The organism is Type-D symbiont of Plautia stali, assembly GCF_001485335.1.
Taxonomy (GTDB): domain Bacteria; phylum Pseudomonadota; class Gammaproteobacteria; order Enterobacterales; family Enterobacteriaceae; genus Pantoea; species Pantoea vagans_C.
The window spans coordinates 103,987-126,386 of the sequence record NZ_BBOC01000001.1 but is presented as its reverse complement, the minus strand read 5'-3'; the positions used below and the strand labels follow the sequence as shown (position 1 = coordinate 126,386).

The following is a 22,400-nucleotide window of genomic DNA, read 5'->3' as shown; positions in this document are numbered from 1 at the left end:
AGGTTTGGATGGCGCGAAAAATGTGCAGTGGCAGCAAGCCGATTGAAGATTTATCAGAGGGTAGTGTTGAGCGCGATGAGAGTTATGCAGGCACCATCATTCTTCATCACGCTCTTTAGCCGCACGCTGGCGCTCATAATACTCATCTTCAGCAGAAATGATCTCGTCCAGCAGTGAATCCATATCCACGTCATGAACCTCTTCCACGAAGTGCCCGGTTAATGGCGTTTCTGGCGTTAACTTTCCGTCTTCATATAACTGCCAGATTTCCTTAGCAAAACGCGTTGCCAGGATTTGTGGGGCAAACTGGCCGTAATAGGCGGTGATGTTATTGACATCGCGCGCGAACATCGATTCAGCGTGGTTATTCGCCGCTGCATCCACCGCTTGCGGCAGGTCAATGATCACCGGACCTTGAGCATCCTGCAGTACATTAAATTCCGACAGGTCGCCATGCACGATCCCGGCACATAACATGCGCACGATATTACGAATCATGGTGTCGAAGTCAGCCAACGCTTCCTGTTCCGACAGCATGATATCGCTCAGACGAGGTGCAACGGCACCATCTGCATCGGTAACCAGTTCCATCAACAACACACCGTCCAGACACATATAAGGCTCTGGCACGCGCACGCCGGCTTTAGCGAGGCGAAACAGTGCATCCACCTCAGCAGTATGCCAGACGTCCTCTTGCTGCTTGCGTCCAAATTTGGAGCCTTTCTGCATAGCACGGGCGCTACGGGAGTTGCGAACTTTACGCCCCTCCTGATATTGCACGGCTTGCTTGAAGCTGCGTTGCGATGCCTCTTTGTAAACTTTGGCACACTGAACTTTGTCACCGCACAGCACGGTGTAAACGTCAGCTTCTTTGCCGCTTTTCAGCCGCTGAAGCACGTTATCAATCAGGCCATCATCGACCAGAGGTTGGATTCGGTTTGGAATTTTCATGCGGCTTTATACCTTATTTAAGAGGCTTTCCGCATCAAGAACATGGTGAGTTGCATGGAAAAACCTAACGAGCATCGATAGTTGTAGATGCTTGTTACATCATCCCACAAAACCATTGGCACAAAAAAGCCCACAAGGCTTTCAACGTGAGTGCTGTTAGGGATTCATTGGATGACTCTGGAGTTAAGATGGAGCCTTAATGGCTTGCATAACATAGTCTGTGTGGGCTTTAATGTAATCGTCTTGTCCTATTGAGAGTGACTGGAATACAGACCTTACAACCCCCCGTATTTGACTCACAGTTTCAGGACCCAAAGTTTCAAGATTTGGAACAGGATAAAAGCCATCCTCCAAAAAAAACTTCAGAAGAAGTCATGTTAAAGGAGAATGATGGGGTCGATATTTTATTTTTTATCGATTAGTTGAGATTCATTTCTTCTATTTCCTGTGGCAATACAGCTGCCATCGGTCATTCTGATATAGTAATAAACTGGATTTGGGAAGTGATCTAACATCCAAGGAAGTTCGTCGTTATATTTTATATCTGAGGTGGAAATGATCCAGACAGGCTCTCCATGCAAAACGGCTTCCTCTGCTTCATGATAATTCTCATCCCAGGCATTTTCGCTTTTAACAGCATATTCTTTCGCTATCTGTAATGCCTTTTCTTTAGAGATCATCGTTGTACTCCGTACCACGCTCTGTACATTATTTGTTTAATGCAGTTTTCTTCCGTGTGTCTATCGTGTACCTATTATTTTTTCTCATTAGGAAATGTACTCCTGAAAGCGTCACTTCTGTGAGCAAATCTGACGTACAGTCATCAGGAATTCATGAACAGTGGTTTCCCATAGTTCAGGTGCAAAATCAAACTCGTATCGTTTCTTGAACTCTTCCTCTACACCATCAGCATAGGTGGAGATGAAATCATCAACTTCTTCAACCAGATCTTTCAGCATCCAATCTGGCGCTGATTTTTTGAATATTTGAACGGTCCCTTCGATTGTGTCTTCTCCATCATTGATGATGTCGGCGTCCTGGTTGAAATAACCGAAAATCAGTTGGTCTAGAAAGTGGAAGTTTTGCATTTGTACCTTAAGCCTGCCAAATCTCATTAGATTCGAGCTTAGCATCCCGGAAGATTACAGGCACAAAAAAGCCCGCAGGGCTTTCACCGTGCGGGCTCTTAGGACTTCATCGGATGACTCTGGTGTCACCGATGGAGAATTTTGGTGGGCTGGCGGAGTTTGATTTTGATTTATAAATTATTGAAAATTATAGGTTGTTTGTCAATTCAACTTTCAAAATATACCAATACGTATACCAATGGCTTTTTCCCATGTAAAACGAGCCACTTCCAGCTCCATAAGCGTGACAATAAAAAATGATTTTATGAAAAATCCTTCACACTCTACACCTTTGAATATTGTCCTTTAAAATCATGACGATAATTGGTGATCATTGGATGAAGTATCCCATTAATCATGCACCAGTGGTGAAGGATGGCCCCTTATGCCAAATTCCATCCCGGGCAGATCACCGCGACTGTGTTGGGTATTTGCAATTACTTTACTACCCGTTTGCATTTTACTTGACCATCGCCAACAAAAAATCGCCACTGATGCTGAGGGGGGAGTCATGGCATTGCGTGACCGGCAGCTGTGTGCCAGGAGCGGCCGTTGCTGATTTTAATCTTCAAACAGGATCGGTATAGGCGACAGATGTAACAAATGACGATTAAACTTCCATAGAGTTTTTAAGGAGAATAAATTTCATATGCGAATTCCAGATTATCCTTCACAAGATTCTGATAAGTGGGCCCAGGTAGATGCCTGGTTTTCTGAAAAGCTCGCTCCTGAAGATGCAGATTTAAAATACGCTCTCGCCAATAACACAGAACAGGGATTGCCCACACATGATGTCTCTGCTTTACAGGGAAAAATGCTGGCGATTTTCATTCAAATGTCGCGTGCCGTCCGTGTTCTTGAAATAGGCACGCTTGGGGGGTATAGCACCTTATGGATGGCCAGGGCTCTCCCACCACATGGAAGCGTAACGACAATTGAATTCAACGAGCACCATGCAGAGGTTGCTCGCCAGAATATAAACAAAGCGGGGCTGGCTGAGTGTGTCACATTGCATAGAGGAGCGGCACTTGATGTCTTACCCACACTTAATGCTCCCTTTGACCTGATTTTTATCGATGCCGATAAAGTGAATAACCCCCACTATCTTGAATGGGCTATCAAACTGTCGAAACAAGGCACTGTTATCGTAGGAGATAACACTGTGCGCGGTGGCAGTGTTATCGACTCCAGTAGTGAAGATCCGAACGTTAAAGGTCTGCGAGAATTTGTCGAAATGATTTCTGAGGATGAGCGCCTTGAAGCGACAGCAGTACAGACTGTTGGTGAAAAAGGATGGGATGGTTTCGTCATGGCTATCGTTAAAGCCCGATGATGATATTTATCATTAGGAAAAACTCACTAACCGCCAGCTTTTAGTCACAATTTCTAAATGATTATCAAAGCTGTGCTGCTCATAATTTCTATGAGTTATATCCAAAATGTCCGCTTTTCGCTCTTAGCTGCCTGTCAACTTGGTTGCATTTTGTTGGCGAAGGTCAAGTAAAATGCAAACGGGTAGTCAAGTCACATGCAATTAAGCATTGTGTGACGCCAGATGTTGCTGGGTTAAGCCAACTCTCATTTGCTGGCGGATTTTGCTGAACGGCGCATAAAAAATGCCCGCAGGAGGAATGCTGCGGGCGAACCTATAAGAGCAATGTGAGTATGTCGTTATCCAATACCTGAGCATTTCACTCAGGTATTGGATTTAGCAAATATAAGATGATGATTTTGATGTTTCAACCCCTTCTTTATGATGGTTTTATGCACAGCCTTATTCCTGATAATGCACCTCAAAAAGCCTCGTCTGGTACGTTCCTGATGCCTGTGAATGCATGAAACCGTGGTATCTGACAGGCGTTATGGCAGTCCAGACTAAACTTTCATATGTTAGCCAGCGTTAAGTTTTATTATTGCCATCCCGCTGATAGTAAGCTAAAAAAATAAACATATTCTTTTAAAACATAAGAAATCCTGCAATTAAGGTGGTACTGGCATGAAGCTGACGGACAGGCTCTTCGAACTGAATTCGCTGCTCATCGTTTTCATTCTGCTTTTTGTGTGCGTTGGGGGCGGTGAAATTATCGCGCTCGTTTTCCGGTTGCCTGCTGAACCGATGATGAGTCTGGGAGTACTGGTCTTCTTTGGATTACTTATCCCGGTAGCGCTGCACCTTCATAAGCTGTCTAAACTGCGCGACTGACCAGCAAAAAGAAACCGGCTTGCGCCGGTTATGTTAGTCATGCTGCTGTTGCTTCGTCGCACTTCGGCAGCCAGTCGGCGTTGCTGTCGTCCGTCAGGTCAAGGTTGGTCTGTATGCCTGACTTCGTGCGGCGCTTCAGGTAGTTCAGCCCGTACTCGCGCAAAATGCTTTCCAGCGCCTGGCTGAACGACTTCATGCTGAGCGGGTTGCGGTAACCGTTCGCTTCCATATACGCCAGATAGGCGTGATACAGGTAGCGACGGGGTTGCAGGGGCCGGATGCTGGCGTTACCCATGTGCAGGCCATTCGGCTCGGCGGTCGCAAACAGATAGCCGCAAAAGTCTACCATCGGGTCGGCGTCGCGCTTGATGCGCATGGCTTCCCCGGAGTTCTGCTGTGACTGGAGCAGCGCGCGGGCGTCCTGCGGCTGGCTGAACCGCTGCATCAGCTGGCGTACGATAACGGGCAGCTCGTTCTGTATCTTCTCCTTCAGCTGCGGGTCACGCTCGTTCGCCGGGATGATTTCCGGGAAGTGCAGGATTACCCTTCGGCGCGATACGCCACCGCTGCGGTCGGTGAAGCGCATTGGGTTGTTGTTCACCGCCAGAATCACCGCCGGAATGTGGGTCGAATAGGCGTCCTTGTACTTCGGGTCCACCGACACCGCATCGCCGCCGGTAATCGCCTTGATGCCCGCGCCGTCGCCGCTCCATTTCTCCTGGTCGGGCAGGCGGATTAGCGAATAACCGATGACGGACGCGCGCTCGCGCGAGGATTCCAGCGTCTCGATGGTGGCCGACACGGCATTATCCGGCCCGGCCAGCATGGTGGCGATTTCCGCCATAATGCTCTTGCCGCTGCCGCCGGGGCCGGTGACCTCGAGAAACAGCTGCCAGTCGTAGCGGTTCGCCAGCACCATAAAGAGCGCGGCCAGAATAATGTCGCGCTTTTCCGCGCTTCGCCCGGCGGCGCGGTCCAGCCACTGCCAGAATTGGGGCGCGTGGCTCTCCAGCGTTTCGCCCTCTACCGGACGGGTATAGTCCACGTCGCTGACGGTACGCAGCCAGTTTTCCCGGCGGTGCGGGCTGAACGTGCCGCTGCGCGTATCAAGCACGCCGTTGCGAAAGCCAATCAGCTGGCGCTGCGGCGCGTCCTGCTGCGGTAGCATCAGTTTCAGCGTATCCACCACCCCCGCTACCTTGCCCGCCGAGAACGGTGCGCGCAGGCGCTGGAACAGCTTCGCCACGTCGCGCCCGAACTGGTTGCCGGAAATCACCTTCCACGCCCCGGCCTCGTAGCGGCAGAGAATTTCCCCGCTGGCGTCCACGGCCAGATTGCTGAGGTAGTGCTCCGCCACGCGCTCCGCCTTTTCGCTGGCGCTCATGGCCGAAAACTCCGCCTCGCTCATCACGTCAAACGGGCTGGCAGCGGGAGGCGCAGCGGCCTCCGTCAGCGCCTGCCGGGTCGCGGCCTCACCGTGCTGCGTATAAGCGTCGTTCCAGTCGCCAAACACCGGCGGCAGGGCCACGACTCCGTTACAGGCTGCGGCGGCCTGCGCTGCCTTACGCTGGCCGTCGCCGTTCAGGTCGCGGTCGGCGGCAATGACCAGCGGCAGCGACGGGTGTTTTTCACGGGCGAGGCCAGCCAGAGAAAGAAGGTTAACGGACGACAGCGCAATCCATACCTCATCGCCGGTAAGGTTGTGCACCGTCAGGCCGGTAGCGTAGCCCTCCGCGAGCCAGATGCGCCTGGCGGGCTTATCGCTGCTGAGAACGTGGCAGGCTCCTTTCACCTGTCCGCCCTTCAGCGTGCGCTTGATACCTTCCGCGTTAATCAGCTGCACGTTAACGAGCGCGCCGGTCATGTCGTGCAGGGGCACGACAACATCGCCGGGACTGTAGGTCGTCAGGGCGACTTTGTGAGGCTTAGCAAGCGTCAGACAGGAATGCTCCGGCCAGCCCTTGCGGGACAGGTAGGCGTTACCGCTGGTTTCACGCGCTGAGCTGAACAGCTGCTGTGCGAGCGTGGCAGCGGCAGCGCGGGCGGCCCCGCTGTCTTCAGCTTCTGCGGGAGCGCCAGCGGCCCCGGTCACGGGCGGCAGGTTGCCGGTCAGGGCGTTGACGCGTTCGGCGGCCTCGGCCAGGCTGATGCCGAGCGCCTTTTTCACCAAGTCCAGACCATCACCGGCCCTGCACTGGTTACAGTGCCAGGTGCCGCGCCCCTCCTGGTCGTCAAAGCGGAAACGGTCTTTCCCCCCGCACACCGGGCAGGGTATATGGCGGTTTTTCACCACCTTCAGACCCAGCGCGGGCAGGATGCGGGGCCAGTGGCCTTGTGCGGCGGCGGCCGCTTCTGAAACCTTTTTCTTCATTATTCGTTCCTCTCAGTGCAGCGTCGGCGCGTCGTGAATACGCCCGCTCAGCTCATCCATCACCACCTGACCCAAGAAGCTCAGCCCCGGCGCGCTTTTCAGCGGTCCGGCTGCCAGCATGTCGTCCAGCAGGGCACAGGCAATTTCCTGACCGTGCAGGCGCCCGTGCTGCCGCAGGTAGAATCCTTCCAGCTCGGTCTCAATGGCGCGCTCAAGTCGCGCCAGCGTCAGGCCGGGGTAGCGCTGCTGCTCGCCGCACAGGGTGAGCCAGGCGCAGGCCACCGCGCGACGGGCCAGCGCGGCGTGCAGGTCAGAGGAAAGGGTGCGGATTTTCATGGCGTCACCTCATCATTCATCCAGCTGTCGTGGCAGCGGGTCACTACGCCGTCGAGCTGCTCGGTGATAAGAAACACAAGTGAGGCCAGCTGCGCGCGCTGTGCAGGCAGCGGTAGTTCGTGGCATTCCTGAAAAGCGGTCATGTCGCTGACGAAGCGCCCGGCGTTGCGCAGGTGCTCAAGGCGCGTCAGGTCGTCGGTGGAAATCGTAATCTGGCTCATGCGCGCACCTCCGCAGTCGGCAGACGGCAGGCGAGGGACAGCACGTAGTCGCGGGCAAGCAGCTGGCGGGCGGCGCGCTCGTTGGTAGCGGTAGCGCGCAGCATCTGAACACGGGAATTGCGCTGACAGCGGCGCACGGCAGCAAAAACAAAGACAAACTGAGGGTATGGGGAAATAAGGACCGTAGCCATAAGGGCAGTCTCCAATGTTAGTAGCGAACAGCTACCACCGGAAACGCCAATTTCACTGGTGGTAGCCCAGACGGGGTTGGCGTAACCGGCAACATTGGAAACCGGCGCTTCGTGAGAAGCCCCCGCCTGAGCCACCATTACGCAGACGGCGCGACGGATACAGAACCGTCGCCCGATAAATGGGTGCATCAAGGCACAGACACAAAAAAGACGCAAGGCGCGTCTGGTGTCGCCAACGTTATATTCAGGACGCCAATCCCGGCTGCCGATTTTGCGACAGCGAAAATACTGTACCAGGGAAAGCCCCCGGCGCGCAAGCCGGGAGTGAAAGAAGAAAGCGGCATAGACACCTCAGCAGTCGGTGAGGGTGATGCCGTCGCGGGAAAATACCTGCGTATCTGAGTGTGCCGCTTCGCTGCGCGAAATGCGGAAACTGAGGCCTGTGCCGCGAAAGCGCTGCGGCTGACCGGGCATGTCCACCTCAGCGGCAATGGCCAGCGCCAGCTGCTTCGCGTCCTCCACGGACAGGTGATGAGTGGTGCCTTCAATGTTCAGCCGGATCATACTGTACGCTCCTGACCGCGCGCGGCGATACGTTCGTTCATCCAGGCGCTGACCTCACTTGCCAGCCACGCCACGTTATTCCCTCCCAGCGACACCTGCGCGGGGAAGGCGCTGCGGCTGATAAGGTCGTAGATGGTTGAGCGGGACAGGCCGCAGACGTGGATCACTTCCGGCAGGCGCATAAAACGCTCCTGAACCGGGTGAGATAATGGCATAGCCGGGACCGCCGGGGCGGAAGAATGAGCGGATAAAGCAGTGTGCATAAGCTACCTCTTTCTGAGTCCATTAAGCGCCGCACGGATACGAACGGCGTCGGGTAGCTCTTTATTTTCAGCATATTTACTGCCAAAGCAACAAGGTGAAATTGTGCAGATGATGGCACTTTTCGCTTGATTTCTGACCTCTCAGTCTTATTAGTGCTTATTAGTCTTTATTTACCCCTGGTCCAAAAATTTACATAGGATAAAACTATCGAAAATTAATAATTAAAAGGCATGGATGGTTAAAATTTACATTTCTCTGAAATTCACTGGTGAAGAATGGTGAACAGTGGGTGAACAATCATTTCTCGATTCTTCACCCTTTAATTAACTGTATTTACTATTTTTTTACTAAGGTGAATAATAGTGAAGGATTTATATAAAACTGAAAGCTGATGAACGGCTCTCGTGAGACCTTTTCCTGGCTCGCCAGAAAGAAAGCTTTTGTCTGGTCCGTCATACAACGCCGCCCGGTGGCAGCGCCTGTGCCAGCCCCGGCACAATTGACTTATCCCAACCGACCCGACAGGAGCATATATGTCCCACACAACCGACTTACCCGCCAGCACCCAGACCGCCCTGGAAAAAGTCAGCACCGCCAAAGCCGCATGGCTTGATGCACGCACTAAGCAGGAGGCCGCCGCCACTCAGCGCGACATCATCCGCCAGCGCCGCGCTGAGACCGAAGCAAATGCGACCGCCCAGAATGACGAATGGCGCAGGCTGTTCCGTGAGAACGGCGGCGTGATGACGCCGGAGATGAAGAAGCTGCGCGCTGAGGTTGCGCTCGACCGCGAGTCGCTCGAGGAGTTTGATGCCCTGCTGGCCCTGCACGCACAGGAGAATGAGTTACTGCCGTGGGAAACCAGCGAGCGCGCACTCGCCTACATCAGCGCGCACAGCGACCTTGTGAATCTTCGCGCCATGCAGCTCTGGCAGATGTTTATGGACGCGCACGGCCAGCAGCTTATTCAGACGCTGAGCCTGCTGAAAATAACGCTGGGGCGTCAGGCCAGCGCCGGTATTGGCGAAGTGGACAGCGTGAACGACCCGGATACGGTGCTGAAGACTTTTGTCGCCCGGAACATCACTGACCCTGCGCTGGTGCGTGATGCCCTCCCGGAAGACGACGTGTTTAAGCTCGCGGGGACGTTCCCTGCGCGCGGCGCACATTCTGACTACAGAAACAGCCCCTCTCCCGCAGCACGTCATAAAATTCTTGCCCGTCGCGAAATGGCACAGAAGGAGCAGGCACAATGACCGTTGCGACCACACCCGCGCAGGCGCTGGAGCAGTTCCGCGCCGCCCGCAGCCAGTGGCAGGCGCACCTCAGTAAGCGTCAGGAGGCCGTAACGGCGCTGGATAACCTGCTCACGGCTGGCGAAAAAACGACTGATTACAGTGAGCGCGTGCCAGAGCTGCGCGAGCGCATCGCGGTGCTGGACTGGCAGATTAACTGCGCTGCCCGTGAGGGTGTCTATGCACAGCGGATTGTGCTGGAAGCCTGCACGGAAGACGCGCTCAGCGGCTTTATGAGCGAACACGGCCCGGCGCTTACCTCCGCGCTGGCCCCCTTCCTGAATGGCCCCGGAGGGCTGGAAGTAGCCGCCCGGCTGCTGCGCAGCGCTGTGGCCCGCGAGGTGCAAAGGGCGCGACCGGCGGTGGCAGCAGCCTACCAGGGCACGCTGGCCGAAACGGGCCTTGCCCCGGAGGCTGGTATGCTGGGCGACTGCCAGGGCAGCTACACACCCGCACAGCACCTGCGCTTTACGCAGCGTCTGAACCAGCTACCACAGGAGGGCGCGTAATGGCTCTCAAATGCCCGGAGTGCGGCACCACCGCACACACCCGCACAAGCGCCTACGAGTCAGCGACCGTCAAGCGCACCTGGTATCAGTGCACCAACCTTGACTGCTCCTGCACGTTTACCGCGCTGGAGAGCGTCGAGAAAATCATCATGAAGCCGCAGAAGCCAGCGGAATCTGAACCCAAAACGGAAACGCTGAGCGCTGCGCGACAGCCGCAGACGCTGGGGCGATATGGTTCTGCCAGTAAACTGTCTACCCGGCAACAGTCACCCGCCTGAAACTTGTCTGCTAAGTCTGAACCGGCCACTGCGCCGGTTTTTTTACGCCTCTTTTTCCTGGCTGGCCTCTCTGCTCACGACTGCATGTCTATGCTGCATGAAAACGCATGAGTCTCAGGCACTCATGACCGGCACATCAGCCCAGTAGCGGCGCGGCATATGGCCATTCATGCATGTGCATGAAAACCACTCAATGAAGCGGGCAGGCGTGGCGGGGGTACGAGTGCGCGCTGGCAATGATTTGAGAGATTAAGCCTTCGATTGTTGAAAGGACTAGTTAGCAGCGGTTATCAAATGAGCTTAGCTTCAGAATGAATATGAATGTAACTTTTTATGTCATTTAATTATTTGCTTATGCACGTTAATACGTGGTTTTTATTAAATCTTCAGTGTATATATAATTTTTCTAATTGATAAGGAATGAAAAAATAAAAATGGCGAGAGCAAAAAAATTAACTTATGGAGCAGTGAATATAACAATACATCCTCACTCACCAAAAAAATACGTCGAGTTATTTAGGGCGGCAAAGAAAAACGCTATTGATGTGAATTTAAGGGGGGACTCATTTGCAACTCTTTCTTTTTTATGCATATAAGAAAGGACAGGTTTATACAGAACCTTACGAGGGGGAAATACTAAAGTATACAGATATTGATATCAATGGTGACTGGTTTGATATTGTAAAAAAAGATATAGCCTCTGATGAAGAAAAAGGAAGGATAAATATTCCTGAAAACTTGAAGCCGAATGTAGCTCGGTTTTCTTTTGTCTTTCTACCAGTTAGTCATCTTTTAGTTTATGAAATGCAGGATAAAAGTAGAAATCTTTCATCAAGGCAAGTTGAGTTGTTTTTGAATGGAATATTTTCCGACGAAAGAATCATAAAGAAGTTTGGTAAGGTTAATGTTACTATACTTACTGAGCCTGAAAGCGTTGAGAAAATGCTTGCATTAAAAGGTATTACATCTATAAATATGGTGACTCGACGCCCGAATCCTGATGATCTTGCTTCTGCCGAGAATGTTATGCAAAGGCGCTTTAAACGGATTGGAGTAATTGAAGAAGATAAAACATATAAGTCAGAGCGAGGCAATGAAATAAAGCCTGATGAAGAGCTAAAACAGGATGCTTTAATCGCTTCTAGAAATGGTGAAGTTAGTGTGCGCAGAATCAACGAAGCGGGATTGGTTGAAGTACATGCGTCTAGCCGCGTACCACTGCAAAGGGTTGAGCCATACGATTCGGATGTAACATCAGTAGCTGAACTGTTGTTATTAAAAGCAAGGTCATTAGCAAGCGAATTTAAGAGGCTACTGAAAAAGTAATGACTCAAAAGAAAGAATCAAATAGTGCATTAGCCAGATACTGGAAAATCTATGGCGGCACCTATGCTGTGATTAGAAGTCGCTATTTCTGGTGTGCTATTTTTATGACTGTGGTTCTTTATCCATCATGGGCTCATCAAGGTTGGTGGAATGATATTCTATCATTAATGCCTAACCTTCTGGGATTTTCATTGGGCGGCTTTGCTATGTGGATCGCTATTGGTGATGAGGGCTTCAAAAAAGTAATAACGGGAGATGAAGAAACTGAGAATGGAGTTGTAGAGTATTCTCCATACATGTCAGTGAACGCAACTTTTGTGCATTTTATTCTTTTGCAGTTAATGACTATTATCACAGCTTTGGTCACAAAGGCATATAGCGGCATTCTTGTTAAGAATGCCTTTATGTATTACTATTTAGGTATTTCTTACAAATATATTTTGTTGGGTTTTAGCTTTATCGCTTATTTTTTATTTGTTTACTCAGTATTTTCAGCGCTAGCCGCTGTTCTCGCCATATTTCGCGTTTCAAGCTGGTACAATACCTTTATGACATTACACAATAAAGAAAATGATAATGAAAATAAAGGTAATAATAAAAACAAAAGCTCATAGTTTTGAGCTTTTTTATTTTTTATCGTATACCTTATCTCCCCACCAATTCATCATTTCTATTCTTTTTTCTAAATAAATAGAACGGTTATAGGCTCTCCTAACTTCATTTTTGTCTGAGTGAGCTAGTGCCGACTCGATTACATCTGAGTTGAAGTTAGCTTCATTCAAAGCGGTGCTGGCAATTGAGCGCAATCCATGTGCAACAAGTTTTCCACCATACCCCATTCGTTTCAAAGCGGCATTAGCGGTCTGACCATTCATGGATTGTTTTGGATCATTCCTGCTGGGGAAGACGTGTTCGCGATGTGCACTTATAGGACTCATTACTTTAAGAATCTCCAAAGCCTGATGCGATAAAGGAATAATATGTTCTCTTTTAGCCTTCATTCGTTCTGCCGGAATTGTCCAAAGTTTTGCATTTAGATCGATCTCTGCCCAGCGTGCACCAGAGGCCTCTGAAGGGCGCACAAGTGTTAGGAGTTGCCACTCAATTAGGCAGCGAGTAGTTACAGACAGATTTGATATAACCAAAGAGCGCATAAGATTCGGCAACTCTTCTGGTCTTAATGTCGGCATATTTTTCTTTCTAGGTTTTTCAAAAGCCATACCAATCCCTGATGCTGGATTGGCATCAATCAAACCAGTGTTAACAGCATATATCATTATTTCGTTGATACGCTGTACCAAGCGACGAACTGTTTCCAGTGCCCCACGAGCTTTGATAGGTTCAAGCGCTTCAACAAATGTTCGGGCTTTGATTTGCTGAACGGGAATCTCACCAATCGAAGGGAAAACATCTTTTTCTAATGAGCGCCAAATGTCTTTAGCGTAATCAGAAGTAACGCTTTTACTTTTGAGCTGGAACCAATTGGCCGCAACAGTCGAAAAAATACTGTCCAAAGCTATCTGTTGTTGTTCTTCGATAACCTCCGCCTGAACTTGAGGGTCAATACCATTTGCCAATAAGGCAAGGTAATCCGCTCTTAGCCCTCGGGCATCAGCGAGTGAAAGGGCAGGGAAGGCACCGAGTCCCATCATTGTTCGCTGCTTTGTTCTCGGACGTTGATAACGGAAACGCCAAAGCTTTTTACCGCTAGTTTTCACTATCAGGAACAGCCCATCGCCATCATGCAGCGTTAGATCCTTCTCCAGCGCTTTAGCGCGCAGAACTTCTGTGTTGGTAAGGGGGCGAGTTGTCCGTGCCACTATAGACGTTCCTTTATAAATTGGTATACGGAATTGGCATACATTCTAGCGTATACCAATCCGTATACCAATAATCACTGGATTCAGGCGGATCGTCTCGGAATATTACAGACACAAAAAAGCCCGCAGGGCTTGTGCCGTGCGGGCTTTCAGGACTTCTGCGGATGGCTCTGGAACCATCTTTGAAGAATTTTGGTGGAGCTGGCGGGAGTTGAACCCGCGTCCGAAATTACTACACCGTCGGCACTACATGCTTAGTCAATCTTTACATTCGCCGGCCAGCTGCGGACAGACACGCCACTGACAAACTAGCCTGATTAGATTTAATGCTTCAACCCCAGGCAGGGCATCCACACGATCTCTTTTGGGTTTGACCTCTCTTGATCCCCGTCTTAAGAGCGGAAGCTAGGGAGAGAGGGCTTCAAAGCAGGGTATTAAGCTGCTAAAGCGTAGTTTTCGTCGTTTGCGACTATTTTTTTGCGGCTTTTTACGAGGCAAACCGCCCCTCGGCATGCTCCTAAGGCTTCACAATCCCGTCGAGTCCAGAATCAGCCCCAGAACTTCTCATACTACAGAAAGATGACGTCTGAATCCAGTGCTTAACGCTTTGAATTCTTCATAATACGTGCTTTATCCATCTTCCATTCACGTTCTTTCACGTCGTCACGCTTGTCGTGTTCTTTCTTACCGCGTGCCACACCAATTTTCAGTTTGGCCCAGGCGTTTTTCCAGTACATCGACAACGCAACCACGGTAAAACCTTCGCGATTCACTCGGCCATAGAGCGAGTCTAGTTCGCGCTGTTTTAACAGCAGTTTACGGTTACGGGTCGGGTCGCACACCACGTGTGTGGAGGCTACGGCCAGCGGTTGGAAAGTGGAACCAAACAGATAGGCTTCGCCATCGCGCAGCAAAATATAGCTGTCACTGATGTTGGCTTTACCGGCGCGGAGTGATTTGACTTCCCATCCTTGCAACGACAGACCTGCTTCGAACTCTTCTTCAATGAAGTATTCGTGGCGAGCGCGTTTGTTGAGGGCAATAGTGGCTGAACCGGGTTTGTGAGCTTTTTTCTTTGTCATAGTGCGGCGTAGTCTACATCACTCAGTCTGTGGGCGCATCCCCCTGTCCTGGGGGCGGTAAAAAACAGTTCATTTTAGCACAGCTAACAAACCCGTGAATTTTGTTTGGTAACCGAAAATGGTATTATTCAACGGTTTTGTGATGAACAGGAACCATTATGGCCCAGATTAGCCGTTCGGCGTTGGTCCCCTATAGCGCTGAGCAGATGTACCGTCTTGTTAATGACGTGGATGCTTATCCCGAATTTCTGCCAGGCTGCACGGGTAGCCGAGTGTTAGATAACAGCGGAAATCAGATGACGGCGGCGGTGGATGTCTCGAAAGCAGGCATCAGTAAAACCTTTACCACGCGCAATACATTGATCAGTAATCAAAGCATTTTGATGCAACTGGTTGACGGTCCTTTTCGTAAGCTGACCGGTGGGTGGCACTTCACCTCTTTAGGAGATGATGCCTGTAAAGTCGAGCTAAGCCTCGACTTCGAATTCACCAACATGCTGGTAGAAATGGCGTTTGGTCGCATCTTTAAAGAGTTGGCCAACAGTATGGTGCAGGCGTTCTCACAGCGCGCCAAAGAGGTTTACCGTGGCTGATATCAGCGTTGAAGTGGTGTATGCGCTGCCCGAAAAGCAGTACTCGCGCACTGTCACGCTCGATGAAGGCGCGACGGTAGAGCAGGCGATTAAAGCATCGGGACTCTTAACGCTGCGCAAAGACATTGACCTGAAAAGTAACAAAGTCGGCATCTTCAGTCGCCCGGTCAAATTGGGTGATGCCGTTCAGGATGGCGATCGTGTAGAGATTTATCGCCCGCTGATTGCCGATCCGAAAGAGATGCGACGTCAACGCGCTGAACGTTCGGCTACCAACAAGTAACCCAATCTCAGGCACAAAAAAAGGCGCTCAGGCGCCTTTTTTTGTTGTGATTCACTTAGCCTTCCGACCCAGTGAGCTTCGGTTTGTTGTCGATATTGGTCAACGTACCGTTGCTGTCGAAGGTCAGCGTCAGCGTTTGCTGTTTTACACCTTCATGACCTGGTTCCTGGCGGAATACGTAATACCAAACGTTGCTGCGTCATGCCGGTGTGAATTTTCGAAACATCGTTGGCGACCAGGTAGTTACCTTGGTTGATGTCCGGGCGATACACTACGCGCTCAAGGGTGGAACATCCGGCGGTCATCATCAACATTACCACTGCCGCGGCAGTCAGCGTTTTACAGCGCATCTATACATTCCTTTTCTGGGGCCAAACGCCTTTCATCAGGCAGTTTTGTTGCCATCGAAATCTGAACTCTGCATACGGCAGGCTTTATTATGGCGATATATACCCTTCATACTTCAAGTTGCAGGTGCGTTGACTAAGTGCATTCACCTCAGTCACTTACTTCAGTAAGCTCCTGAGGATTCATGCACTTGTCGCCTTCCTGAACCAAGAGTAGGCCCCATGAGGGGACTCGAATTATTTTGGGTATAAATGCCGATGATAATAAACCTTTGTCCTATTGGAAACCTCTACAGAGCAAGCATATGACCATTGGGCCAGAAAAAAGTGCGGTATCAGGCTGCTAAAAGTTCTTTGGCGTTGGCCAGGGTGTTACGCGTGACTTCGCTGCCGCCCAGCAAACGTGCCAGTTCTTGCAGGCGAGAACGTTTATCCAGCGGCTGCATATGGGTTTCTGTCATCGCGCCATCCGTCTCTTTACTGACGAAGAAGTGTTGATGTCCGCAACCGGCTACCTGTGGTAAATGCGTCACGCACATCACCTGGGTTGACTCACCCAGTTGACGCAACATTTGACCCACCACCGCAGCCGTTGGTCCACTGATACCGACATCGACTTCATCAAAGATCATCGCCGGGGTTTCCATTTTCTGCGCGGTGATTACCTGGATCGCCAAGGCGATACGTGACAGTTCACCGCCGGACGCCACTTTCCCCAGTGGTTGCAGCGGTTGGCCTGGGTTGGTGGTCACGCGGAATTCAATACGGGTTGCGCCGTCCGCCGTCAGTTGATCGGCATTGAATTCCAGCTCAATGGCAAACTGACCGTGCGGCATGGAGAGGGTGCGCATGCTTTGGGTGATCAGTTGGCTCAACTCCTGTGCTGACTGTTCACGCAGCTGATGCAGTTTTTCCGCACAGGCCAGTGCCGCCTGATGATGGGCAACGACTTCAGTTTGCAACGTTTCCTGATCGCTCTCTTGCTGCGACAGCTGTTCGGCTTCATCCAGCAACTGCTGATACAGCACCGGCAAGGTTTCCGGGGAAACGTGATGCTTACGGGACAAGGCGATCTGGCGTGACAGGCGCTGCTCCAGCTCATGCAAACGGTTAGGGTCGAGATCCAGTCGCTCGCAGTAATGGCGTAGCTCATCGCTGGCTTCACTCAACTGAATCGCGGCTTCTTCCAGCAGATTGAACACGCCACTCACTTTGTCATCCAGCGTCACTAATTCACCCAGCATATTACGGGCGCTATACAACAAACTTTGCAGATTCGTATCGTCACTGTCGGCGAGAATCTGCAGGGCCTGTTGGCTGGTTGAGAGCAGCTGACCGCTGTTAGCCAGGCGCTTGTACTCCTCATCAATCTGTTCAAACTCGCCAGGCTGCGGGGCAAATTCATTGAGTTCTTTTAGCTGATATTGCAGCAGTTCACGACGCGCCTCACGCTCTTGCGAGAGTTGCTGATGCTGCGCCAACGCGCGGCAGCTTTGATGCCAGCGCTGATAGTGCTGGCGCATGTCGGTGAGCAGGCCATCATGGGCGGCATAGGCGTCCAGCAGGTGTTTTTGGTGATCGAATTTAAGCAGGAGCTGATGCGCATGCTGACCGTGAATCTGGATCAGCAGCTGGCCCAGTTCGCGTAACTGTGAGAGCGGTACGGAAGTGCCGTTAATAAAGCCACGGGAACGGCCATCGGCGCTGATCACGCGGCGCAACAGGCACTCGTTGCCTTCATCAAGTTGATTCTCGACCAACCAGCGCTGGGCTGACGGCGAGGCTTTCAGTTGGAAGCGCGCACAGATATCTGCTCGACTGGCACCCTGACGCACCATATCTGCTTCAGAACGGCCGCCCAGGCACAGGCCCAACGCATCAATTGCGATGGATTTACCTGCGCCGGTTTCCCCTGTGATTGCTGTCATACCACGATGAAAGTCAATCTCCAGTTCACGAACGATAGCAAAGTTACTGATGGTCAGTTGTGCCAGCATAGAATCACCTGTATGTAAAAACAGATATGGTTTTTCATACAGTATAAACTGGTTTTTTATACAGTAAAGTAGCTGGCGGTGATTTTCAGAACAATTTTTTAGACCAGCCTAATTTTGAGCTTAAGGTATTAAAATAATTGTAATTTTTTGGATGGATAAGATTGAGGTGATGGGCGCTGCGACGGATCAACACATCCTCTCCTTCCTGAATTGGCAGCGCGATTTGGCTGTCGCAACTGATCTCCAGGTCGCTTCGCAGTGAGGAAAAACGCAGGCGAATGGTGCTGCTGCTGTTAATCACCAACGGGCGAGCGGAGAGCGTGTGCGGGAACATCGGCACCAGCGCAATCGCATCCAGCGACGGGGTCAGGATCGGGCCGCCAGCGGAAAGCGAGTAGGCGGTTGAGCCCGTCGGTGTGGAAATAATCAATCCATCGGAGCGCTGTGAAAACGCAAAGACTTCATCGATGTAGACCTCGAATTCAATCATATGCGCCACTTTGCCCGGATGTAGCACCACTTCGTTGATAGCGCTGCCAATACGCGGTGAGCAATCTTGCTTACACACTTGTGCTTCCAGCAGGAAACGGCTCTCCACGAAGTATTCGCCCTGCAGCACATCATCTAACTGTTGCTGAGCATTGTCGGGATCGAGATCGGTGAGAAAACCGAGATTACCGCGGTTAATCCCAATCACTTTAATGTCATAACGTGCCAGCACGCGCGCGGCGCCCAGCATGTTGCCGTCACCCCCGACCACGACCGCTAAATCGGCGCGTTGACCGATATCCGCCAGGCTGCCGGTTTCCACATCTTTCAAATTCAATTCGCGGGCAATCTGCTGCTCGACGATCACCTCATAGCCTTTTGCTGTCAGCCAGCGCCAGAGCATTTCATGGGTGGTTAACGCAGTAGGATGACGCGGATGACCCACAATCCCAATGCAGTTAAAGTGTTTGTTCATTTAGCAGGTGTTCCTCATAAGCCAAAACGGCCAGGCAATGTGATGGGTTCACTTGAAACCGTCAAACTGATCCCCATAATAAGCCAACCAGCGAGATGAATGTGCAAAACGCGGAGAAATTCATGAGTAGTAAAGAACAGAATACCCCTAACGAGCAAGTCTCAGACGAAATTCAACAGGACCAACAGCACGTGGACGCAGAGACGGCAACTGAGGTGGATCCGCGTGATGAGCGTATTGCGCAACTGGAAGCTGAATTAGCCCAGTCGCAGACCGGCGTGCGCGATGCGCAGCTGCGTGCTCAGGCGGAGATTGAAAATATCCGTCGCCGTGCCGAAATGGACGTGGAAAAGGCGCACAAGTTTGCGCTGGAAAAATTTGCCAATGAGCTGCTGCCGGTGATCGATAGCCTGGAGCGCGCGCTGGAAGTGACCGACAAAGAGAACACCGAGCTTGCCTCTATGATTGAAGGCATTGAGCTGACGCTGAAATCCCTGCTGGGTGCCGTGCGTAAGTACGGTGTGGAAGTGGTCGGTGAAACCAATGTGCCATTCAATCCAGACGTGCATCAGGCGATGTCGATGATTGAATCTGAAGATATGGCGCCTAATCACGTGCTGATGGTGATGCAGCGTGGTTATACCCTCAATGGTCGCCTGCTGCGCCCGGCGATGGTGGCCGTGACCAAAGCAAAAGGTTAATTAGCCCGCTTTAAAGATCAACGGCCGCTGAATGCGGCCGTTTTTATTTGTCAGGGTAATACCGGCATCCAGTCGATAGGTGTTTGTCCAGACTGGCGCAGCAGCGCATTGGCCTGCGAGAAGTGCTGGCTGCCGAAAAATCCACGATGGGCCGAGAGCGGTGAAGGGTGGGGCGCTTTCAAAACGTGATGGCGCTGAGTATCAATGATGCTGCCTTTCTTCTGCGCATGTGAACCCCACAGCAAGAAAATCACCCCTTCACGATGTTGATTAATGGCGCTGATCACGTTGTCGGTAAAGGTTTCCCAACCGAAACGCGCATGGGAATGCGCCTTGCTGGCTTCGACGGTGAGCACGGTGTTTAACAGCATCACGCCTTGCGTGGCCCAGCTTTCCAGAAAGCCATGCTGTGGGCGAATAAAACCGGGAATATCCTTCTCAAGCTCTTTGTACATATTCAATAGAGAAGGCGGGATGTTCACGCCCGGCAATACCGAGAAGGCCAAACCGTGGGCCTGATTGGGACCGTGATAGGGATCCTGGCCCAGAATCACCACTTTGATGTCACCCAGCTCCGTCAAACGGAAGGCATTGAACACATCTTTCTGCGGCGGATAAACGGTGACACCGGCTGCGCGCTCATTCGCCACGGCTTTTAACGTGTCGATAAAGTAAGGTTTCTCTTTCTCTTCAGCCAGCACGCTGTGCCAGGTTAGCTTTTCAGCCATTTTCAACTCCCTGCAAAATTTTGCACCTAGCTTAACGTGTCGTAAGCGGTAGCAGAAGGGTAAAAATAATTTGAGAAAACACAAAAAAAGTTATTGCGCATAATGGTTATAAATCAATTTGTTAGTTTTTTCGCTGACATTCGGGCTGGGCATAATTGATGCAGGTCAAAACGGCCTGTTTATCGGGGTGATATACCAGAGCATCTAATCACATGATGAACCGCGCTGTGCCTGTCAGCAGCGCATCAAAGCCCTGGAGGTCACTATGATTACTGGTATTCAAATTACTCAGGCCAACAACCCAAAACTTCTGAACTCATTCTGGTTGCTGGATGACGAGAAAGCCGAAGCGCGTTGCCTGTGTGCTAAAGGCGATTTCACTGAAGATCAGGTCGTTGCGATCAGCGATTTGGGCGAGATTGCTTACCGTGAGATCCCACTGGAGCAGAAGCCAGAAGTGCGTATTGAAGGGGGCCAGCATCTGAATGTGAATGTGCTGCGCCGTGAAACGCTTGAAGACGCCGTCAAGCACCCGGAGAAATATCCGCAGCTGACCATTCGTGTTTCAGGTTATGCGGTGCGCTTTAATGCGCTGACGCCGGAACAGCAGCGCGATGTGATTACCCGTACTTTCACTGAAAGTCTGTAATTGATCGGCTGACCAAAAGTCACACAATCATTCAGGCCGTGCCGATGTCAGTCGGTGCGGCCTTTTTTGCATTTAATGATATGCGCCAGGAGTCTCAGAAAGGTCATTGAGATGAAAAGCGTGGCGTGAAGGCTATTTCTTATCTTCAGGCATAAAAAAACGCCTCAAAAGAGGCGCTTTAATTGTGCGAGTGCTGTTTTATTCCGCACTGCTCTCTGGCGTGCTGCTGCCGCTTGGCTTGCGGCGCTTCCCGACATTTTTAGTGTCGCGATGACGCTGTTTAACACGCGGTTTTTCCGCTTCTTTCTCTTTTTGTTCTTTTCGCTTCGCCAGCACCTTTTTCGACGGTTTACCCGTGACTTTGGCACTTGGTGCGCGTGATTCTGGGCGCAACTCTTCAATCACGCGAGCCTTAACGGGCTCATTGATATAACGTGTGATTTTGCCCAGCAGCAGATGGTCATGCGCTTCAACCAGCGAAATCGCCGTGCCTTTACGGCCAGCGCGTGCGGTGCGGCCAATGCGGTGCAGATAGACATCAGCGGTGCGCGGCAGGTCAAAGTTAATCACATGCGTCACATCATCAATGTCGATTCCGCGTGCGGCAACGTCAGTTGCAATCATTACGTTTACGCGATTTTCATTGATGCGCTTGATCGCTTCGTTGCGGTTGACCTGCACCATCTCACCTTCCAGATAACTGGTGCGGATGCCGGCTTCGTGCAACCAGGTCACCACCTCATGCAGACGCTCACGCTTGCGTACAAAGACGATCACGCGCTTGGCTTCTGGCATTTTCAGCAGATGGATCAGCAACTTGGTCTTGTGCTCAAGATTGTCGGCGCGGTAATACCATTGCTGAATCTTTTTACGTTCGCTTTTGCTGGGATCAGCTTCAATCGACACCGGATCATTCAGCAGACGCTCGGCGAAATCTTTGATGTTGTCGCCTTCCAGCGTGGCAGAGAACAGCAACGTCTGCTTACGCCAGCGCGTTTCGGCCGCGATGGTTTCGATATCTTGCGCGAAGCCCATGTCGAGCATGCGGTCGGCTTCGTCGAGGATCAGGGTCTCAACGGCGCGGCAATCAAAGTTCTCTTCTTTGATGTACTGCAGCAAACGGCCAGTGGTGGCCACCACGATGTCCTGGTTTTCACTGAACACTTCTGCGTGGTTCATGTACGCCACGCCGCCGGTAATGGTGGCGATATCGAGATGGGTGTGTTTTGCCAGCTCACGTGCCTGGTCAGCCACTTGCATCGCCAGTTCACGGGTAGGCGTAACAATCAGGATACGCGGTGGGCCCGATTTTTTACGTGGGAAATCGAGCAGGTGCTGTAATGCAGGCAGCAGAAAGGCTGCCGTTTTCCCCGTCCCGGTTGGAGCCGAACCCAGAACGTCACGGCCTTCCAACGCGGCAGGAATGGTCTCAGCCTGAATAACAGTGGGGCGCGTGTAGCCTTTTTCCTGCAAAGCTTGCAGCAGGCTTTCGTCAAGTTCGAGTTCGGAGAATGTGGTTACGGTCATGGTCTACCTCAGTTTGGGGCGCTGATTATAGACAGATCAAACATAATCTTCATCTGTTTGTGCATTTCAGGTG

25 protein-coding genes, 1 other RNA gene and 3 pseudogenes are annotated in these 22,400 nt (G+C 51.4%); 11 read left to right on the top strand and 18 right to left on the bottom strand.

All coding sequences use genetic code 11. The features are described from left to right. Positions 1 to 96 precede the first annotated feature (96 nt). From PSSD_RS00585 to PSSD_RS00575, 3 genes are all read right to left on the bottom strand, one after another. Positions 97 to 951, bottom strand: coding sequence for a PA4780 family RIO1-like protein kinase (locus PSSD_RS00585; RefSeq protein WP_058968100.1), 855 nt, complete (start codon positions 949 to 951; stop codon positions 97 to 99). Between the two features lie 404 nt (positions 952 to 1,355). Then, the gene (locus tag PSSD_RS00580) at positions 1,356 to 1,631 is read right to left on the bottom strand and encodes a hypothetical protein (protein ID WP_058968097.1); all 276 of its coding nucleotides are present in this window, start codon (positions 1,629 to 1,631) and stop codon (positions 1,356 to 1,358) included. A gap of 111 nt (positions 1,632 to 1,742) precedes the next feature. Next, positions 1,743 to 2,039 carry a contact-dependent growth inhibition system immunity protein gene (locus tag PSSD_RS00575; RefSeq protein ID WP_039329941.1) on the bottom strand — a complete coding sequence of 99 codons (297 nt, stop codon included), beginning with the start codon at positions 2,037 to 2,039 and terminating at the stop codon, positions 1,743 to 1,745. Between the two features lie 688 nt (positions 2,040 to 2,727). On the opposite strand from PSSD_RS00575, the gene PSSD_RS00570 reads away from it, so the two are divergent. Together PSSD_RS00570 and PSSD_RS00565 are read left to right on the top strand one after the other, a co-directional pair. Beyond that, complete coding sequence (locus tag PSSD_RS00570) at positions 2,728 to 3,411, top strand: O-methyltransferase (RefSeq protein ID WP_058968094.1); 684 nt, start codon at positions 2,728 to 2,730, stop codon at positions 3,409 to 3,411. Positions 3,412 to 4,074: 663 nt separating this feature from the next. Further along, positions 4,075 to 4,281 carry a hypothetical protein gene (locus PSSD_RS00565; RefSeq protein WP_058968091.1) on the top strand — a complete coding sequence of 69 codons (207 nt, stop codon included), beginning with the start codon at positions 4,075 to 4,077 and terminating at the stop codon, positions 4,279 to 4,281. A 37-nt stretch (positions 4,282 to 4,318) separates the two neighbouring features. On the opposite strand, the gene PSSD_RS00560 is transcribed toward PSSD_RS00565, so the two are convergent. The 7 genes and pseudogenes from PSSD_RS00560 to PSSD_RS00535 all read right to left on the bottom strand — a co-directional run bounded on the left by PSSD_RS00560 (position 4,319) and on the right by PSSD_RS00535 (position 8,227). Continuing rightward, the gene (locus PSSD_RS00560) at positions 4,319 to 6,652 is read right to left on the bottom strand and encodes a phage/plasmid primase, P4 family (protein ID WP_058968088.1); all 2,334 of its coding nucleotides are present in this window, start codon (positions 6,650 to 6,652) and stop codon (positions 4,319 to 4,321) included. A gap of 12 nt (positions 6,653 to 6,664) precedes the next feature. Continuing rightward, entirely contained in the window at positions 6,665 to 6,988 is a 324-nt protein-coding gene (locus PSSD_RS00555; RefSeq protein WP_058968085.1) for a DUF5375 domain-containing protein, read from the bottom strand. Beyond that, positions 6,985 to 7,209 carry a hypothetical protein gene (locus tag PSSD_RS00550; protein ID WP_058968082.1) on the bottom strand — a complete coding sequence of 75 codons (225 nt, stop codon included), beginning with the start codon at positions 7,207 to 7,209 and terminating at the stop codon, positions 6,985 to 6,987. Before PSSD_RS00550 ends, PSSD_RS00555 begins: the two co-directional genes overlap by 4 nt. Further along, on the bottom strand, positions 7,206 to 7,400 hold the full coding sequence (locus tag PSSD_RS28025) for a host cell division inhibitor Icd-like protein (RefSeq protein ID WP_058968079.1): 195 nt from the start codon (positions 7,398 to 7,400) through the stop codon (positions 7,206 to 7,208). The genes PSSD_RS00550 and PSSD_RS28025 overlap by 4 nt, the downstream gene beginning before the upstream one ends. Positions 7,401 to 7,424: 24 nt before the next feature. Further along, a pseudogene (locus tag PSSD_RS28020) lies at positions 7,425 to 7,744 on the bottom strand (ash family protein); the annotation flags it as partial. Positions 7,745 to 7,751: 7 nt separating this feature from the next. Further along, a complete protein-coding gene (locus tag PSSD_RS00540; protein WP_058968076.1) occupies positions 7,752 to 7,964 on the bottom strand; it encodes a hypothetical protein in 213 nt (70 codons plus the stop codon). Beyond that, positions 7,961 to 8,227, bottom strand: coding sequence for a helix-turn-helix transcriptional regulator (locus tag PSSD_RS00535; RefSeq protein WP_058968073.1), 267 nt, complete (start codon positions 8,225 to 8,227; stop codon positions 7,961 to 7,963). The genes PSSD_RS00540 and PSSD_RS00535 overlap by 4 nt, the downstream gene beginning before the upstream one ends. Before the next feature lie 534 nt (positions 8,228 to 8,761). On the opposite strand from PSSD_RS00535, the gene PSSD_RS00530 reads away from it, so the two are divergent. The 5 genes and pseudogenes from PSSD_RS00530 (at position 8,762) to PSSD_RS00510 (ending at position 12,250) form a co-directional block, all read left to right on the top strand. Continuing rightward, positions 8,762 to 9,484, top strand: a complete 723-nt coding sequence (locus PSSD_RS00530; RefSeq protein WP_058968070.1) for a phage polarity suppression protein — start codon at positions 8,762 to 8,764, stop codon at positions 9,482 to 9,484. Then, the gene (locus tag PSSD_RS00525; protein WP_058968067.1) at positions 9,481 to 10,032 is read left to right on the top strand and encodes a phage polarity suppression protein; all 552 of its coding nucleotides are present in this window, start codon (positions 9,481 to 9,483) and stop codon (positions 10,030 to 10,032) included. The genes PSSD_RS00530 and PSSD_RS00525 overlap by 4 nt, the downstream gene beginning before the upstream one ends. Then, positions 10,032 to 10,310 carry an ogr/Delta-like zinc finger family protein gene (locus tag PSSD_RS00520; RefSeq protein ID WP_058968064.1) on the top strand — a complete coding sequence of 93 codons (279 nt, stop codon included), beginning with the start codon at positions 10,032 to 10,034 and terminating at the stop codon, positions 10,308 to 10,310. The genes PSSD_RS00525 and PSSD_RS00520 overlap by 1 nt, the downstream gene beginning before the upstream one ends. 434 nt (positions 10,311 to 10,744) lie before the next feature. Continuing rightward, a pseudogene (locus PSSD_RS00515) lies at positions 10,745 to 11,636 on the top strand (DUF4747 family protein). Then, the gene (locus PSSD_RS00510; protein WP_058968061.1) at positions 11,636 to 12,250 is read left to right on the top strand and encodes a hypothetical protein; all 615 of its coding nucleotides are present in this window, start codon (positions 11,636 to 11,638) and stop codon (positions 12,248 to 12,250) included. The pseudogene PSSD_RS00515 and the gene PSSD_RS00510 overlap by 1 nt, the downstream one beginning before the upstream one ends. Before the next feature lie 12 nt (positions 12,251 to 12,262). Here PSSD_RS00510 and PSSD_RS00505 read toward each other — a convergent pair whose 3' ends face one another. The 3 genes from PSSD_RS00505 to smpB form a co-directional block, all read right to left on the bottom strand. Continuing rightward, positions 12,263 to 13,456, bottom strand: coding sequence for an integrase domain-containing protein (locus tag PSSD_RS00505; RefSeq protein ID WP_058968058.1), 1,194 nt, complete (start codon positions 13,454 to 13,456; stop codon positions 12,263 to 12,265). 193 nt (positions 13,457 to 13,649) lie between these two features. After that, positions 13,650 to 14,012, bottom strand: a transfer-messenger RNA (tmRNA) gene (ssrA, locus tag PSSD_RS26160). A gap of 43 nt (positions 14,013 to 14,055) precedes the next feature. Next, positions 14,056 to 14,538 carry an SsrA-binding protein SmpB gene (gene smpB / locus PSSD_RS00500; RefSeq protein ID WP_039329939.1) on the bottom strand — a complete coding sequence of 161 codons (483 nt, stop codon included), beginning with the start codon at positions 14,536 to 14,538 and terminating at the stop codon, positions 14,056 to 14,058. 158 nt (positions 14,539 to 14,696) lie between these two features. Between smpB and PSSD_RS00495 the strand changes: the two genes are divergently transcribed. Both PSSD_RS00495 and PSSD_RS00490 read left to right on the top strand, forming a co-directional pair. Continuing rightward, positions 14,697 to 15,131 (top strand): type II toxin-antitoxin system RatA family toxin, encoded by a 435-nt coding sequence (locus PSSD_RS00495; RefSeq protein ID WP_039329937.1) that lies wholly within the window; start codon positions 14,697 to 14,699, stop codon positions 15,129 to 15,131. Continuing rightward, positions 15,124 to 15,414, top strand: coding sequence for an RnfH family protein (locus tag PSSD_RS00490; RefSeq protein WP_039329935.1), 291 nt, complete (start codon positions 15,124 to 15,126; stop codon positions 15,412 to 15,414). The genes PSSD_RS00495 and PSSD_RS00490 overlap by 8 nt, the downstream gene beginning before the upstream one ends. A 55-nt stretch (positions 15,415 to 15,469) precedes the next feature. On the opposite strand, the pseudogene bamE reads toward PSSD_RS00490, so the two are convergent. The 3 genes and pseudogenes from bamE to nadK form a co-directional block, all read right to left on the bottom strand. Then, positions 15,470 to 15,764: pseudogene (bamE, locus tag PSSD_RS00485) on the bottom strand (outer membrane protein assembly factor BamE). A gap of 332 nt (positions 15,765 to 16,096) precedes the next feature. After that, entirely contained in the window at positions 16,097 to 17,758 is a 1,662-nt protein-coding gene (gene recN, locus PSSD_RS00480) for a DNA repair protein RecN (protein ID WP_058968055.1), read from the bottom strand. Positions 17,759 to 17,843: 85 nt separating this feature from the next. Continuing rightward, entirely contained in the window at positions 17,844 to 18,722 is an 879-nt protein-coding gene (gene nadK / locus PSSD_RS00475; RefSeq protein ID WP_039329930.1) for an NAD(+) kinase, read from the bottom strand. A gap of 122 nt (positions 18,723 to 18,844) precedes the next feature. On the opposite strand from nadK, the gene grpE reads away from it, so the two are divergent. Then, positions 18,845 to 19,423 carry a nucleotide exchange factor GrpE gene (grpE, locus tag PSSD_RS00470; RefSeq protein ID WP_039329975.1) on the top strand — a complete coding sequence of 193 codons (579 nt, stop codon included), beginning with the start codon at positions 18,845 to 18,847 and terminating at the stop codon, positions 19,421 to 19,423. 50 nt (positions 19,424 to 19,473) lie between these two features. Here grpE and ung read toward each other — a convergent pair whose 3' ends face one another. After that, positions 19,474 to 20,151, bottom strand: a complete 678-nt coding sequence (gene ung / locus PSSD_RS00465; RefSeq protein ID WP_058968054.1) for a uracil-DNA glycosylase — start codon at positions 20,149 to 20,151, stop codon at positions 19,474 to 19,476. A gap of 265 nt (positions 20,152 to 20,416) precedes the next feature. Here ung and grcA point away from each other — a divergent pair, with 265 nt between their 5' ends. Continuing rightward, the gene (gene grcA / locus PSSD_RS00460; RefSeq protein WP_039329927.1) at positions 20,417 to 20,800 is read left to right on the top strand and encodes an autonomous glycyl radical cofactor GrcA; all 384 of its coding nucleotides are present in this window, start codon (positions 20,417 to 20,419) and stop codon (positions 20,798 to 20,800) included. A 198-nt stretch (positions 20,801 to 20,998) separates the two neighbouring features. Here the strand turns inward: grcA and srmB are convergent, their stop codons facing one another. After that, entirely contained in the window at positions 20,999 to 22,327 is a 1,329-nt protein-coding gene (gene srmB / locus PSSD_RS00455) for an ATP-dependent RNA helicase SrmB (protein WP_039329925.1), read from the bottom strand. Positions 22,328 to 22,400: the final 73 nt, after the last annotated feature.

Excerpts from the sequence above, each read along its gene's own strand:
- PSSD_RS00585 (WP_058968100.1), bottom strand. The coding sequence starts at position 951 with ATGAAAATTCCAAACCGAATCCAACCTCTGGTCGATGATGGCCTGATT.
- PSSD_RS00580 (WP_058968097.1), bottom strand. The coding sequence starts at position 1,631 with ATGATCTCTAAAGAAAAGGCATTACAGATAGCGAAAGAATATGCTGTT.
- PSSD_RS00575 (WP_039329941.1), bottom strand. The coding sequence starts at position 2,039 with ATGCAAAACTTCCACTTTCTAGACCAACTGATTTTCGGTTATTTCAAC.
- PSSD_RS00570 (WP_058968094.1), top strand. The coding sequence starts at position 2,728 with ATGCGAATTCCAGATTATCCTTCACAAGATTCTGATAAGTGGGCCCAG.
- PSSD_RS00565 (WP_058968091.1), top strand. The coding sequence starts at position 4,075 with ATGAAGCTGACGGACAGGCTCTTCGAACTGAATTCGCTGCTCATCGTT.
- PSSD_RS00560 (WP_058968088.1), bottom strand. The coding sequence starts at position 6,652 with ATGAAGAAAAAGGTTTCAGAAGCGGCCGCCGCCGCACAAGGCCACTGG.
- PSSD_RS00555 (WP_058968085.1), bottom strand. The coding sequence starts at position 6,988 with ATGAAAATCCGCACCCTTTCCTCTGACCTGCACGCCGCGCTGGCCCGT.
- PSSD_RS00550 (WP_058968082.1), bottom strand. The coding sequence starts at position 7,209 with ATGAGCCAGATTACGATTTCCACCGACGACCTGACGCGCCTTGAGCAC.
- PSSD_RS28025 (WP_058968079.1), bottom strand. The coding sequence starts at position 7,400 with ATGGCTACGGTCCTTATTTCCCCATACCCTCAGTTTGTCTTTGTTTTT.
- PSSD_RS00540 (WP_058968076.1), bottom strand. The coding sequence starts at position 7,964 with ATGATCCGGCTGAACATTGAAGGCACCACTCATCACCTGTCCGTGGAG.
- PSSD_RS00535 (WP_058968073.1), bottom strand. The coding sequence starts at position 8,227 with ATGCACACTGCTTTATCCGCTCATTCTTCCGCCCCGGCGGTCCCGGCT.
- PSSD_RS00530 (WP_058968070.1), top strand. The coding sequence starts at position 8,762 with ATGTCCCACACAACCGACTTACCCGCCAGCACCCAGACCGCCCTGGAA.
- PSSD_RS00525 (WP_058968067.1), top strand. The coding sequence starts at position 9,481 with ATGACCGTTGCGACCACACCCGCGCAGGCGCTGGAGCAGTTCCGCGCC.
- PSSD_RS00520 (WP_058968064.1), top strand. The coding sequence starts at position 10,032 with ATGGCTCTCAAATGCCCGGAGTGCGGCACCACCGCACACACCCGCACA.
- PSSD_RS00510 (WP_058968061.1), top strand. The coding sequence starts at position 11,636 with ATGACTCAAAAGAAAGAATCAAATAGTGCATTAGCCAGATACTGGAAA.
- smpB (WP_039329939.1), bottom strand. The coding sequence starts at position 14,538 with ATGACAAAGAAAAAAGCTCACAAACCCGGTTCAGCCACTATTGCCCTC.
- PSSD_RS00495 (WP_039329937.1), top strand. The coding sequence starts at position 14,697 with ATGGCCCAGATTAGCCGTTCGGCGTTGGTCCCCTATAGCGCTGAGCAG.
- recN (WP_058968055.1), bottom strand. The coding sequence starts at position 17,758 with ATGCTGGCACAACTGACCATCAGTAACTTTGCTATCGTTCGTGAACTG.
- nadK (WP_039329930.1), bottom strand. The coding sequence starts at position 18,722 with ATGAACAAACACTTTAACTGCATTGGGATTGTGGGTCATCCGCGTCAT.
- grpE (WP_039329975.1), top strand. The coding sequence starts at position 18,845 with ATGAGTAGTAAAGAACAGAATACCCCTAACGAGCAAGTCTCAGACGAA.
- ung (WP_058968054.1), bottom strand. The coding sequence starts at position 20,151 with ATGGCTGAAAAGCTAACCTGGCACAGCGTGCTGGCTGAAGAGAAAGAG.
- grcA (WP_039329927.1), top strand. The coding sequence starts at position 20,417 with ATGATTACTGGTATTCAAATTACTCAGGCCAACAACCCAAAACTTCTG.
- srmB (WP_039329925.1), bottom strand. The coding sequence starts at position 22,327 with ATGACCGTAACCACATTCTCCGAACTCGAACTTGACGAAAGCCTGCTG.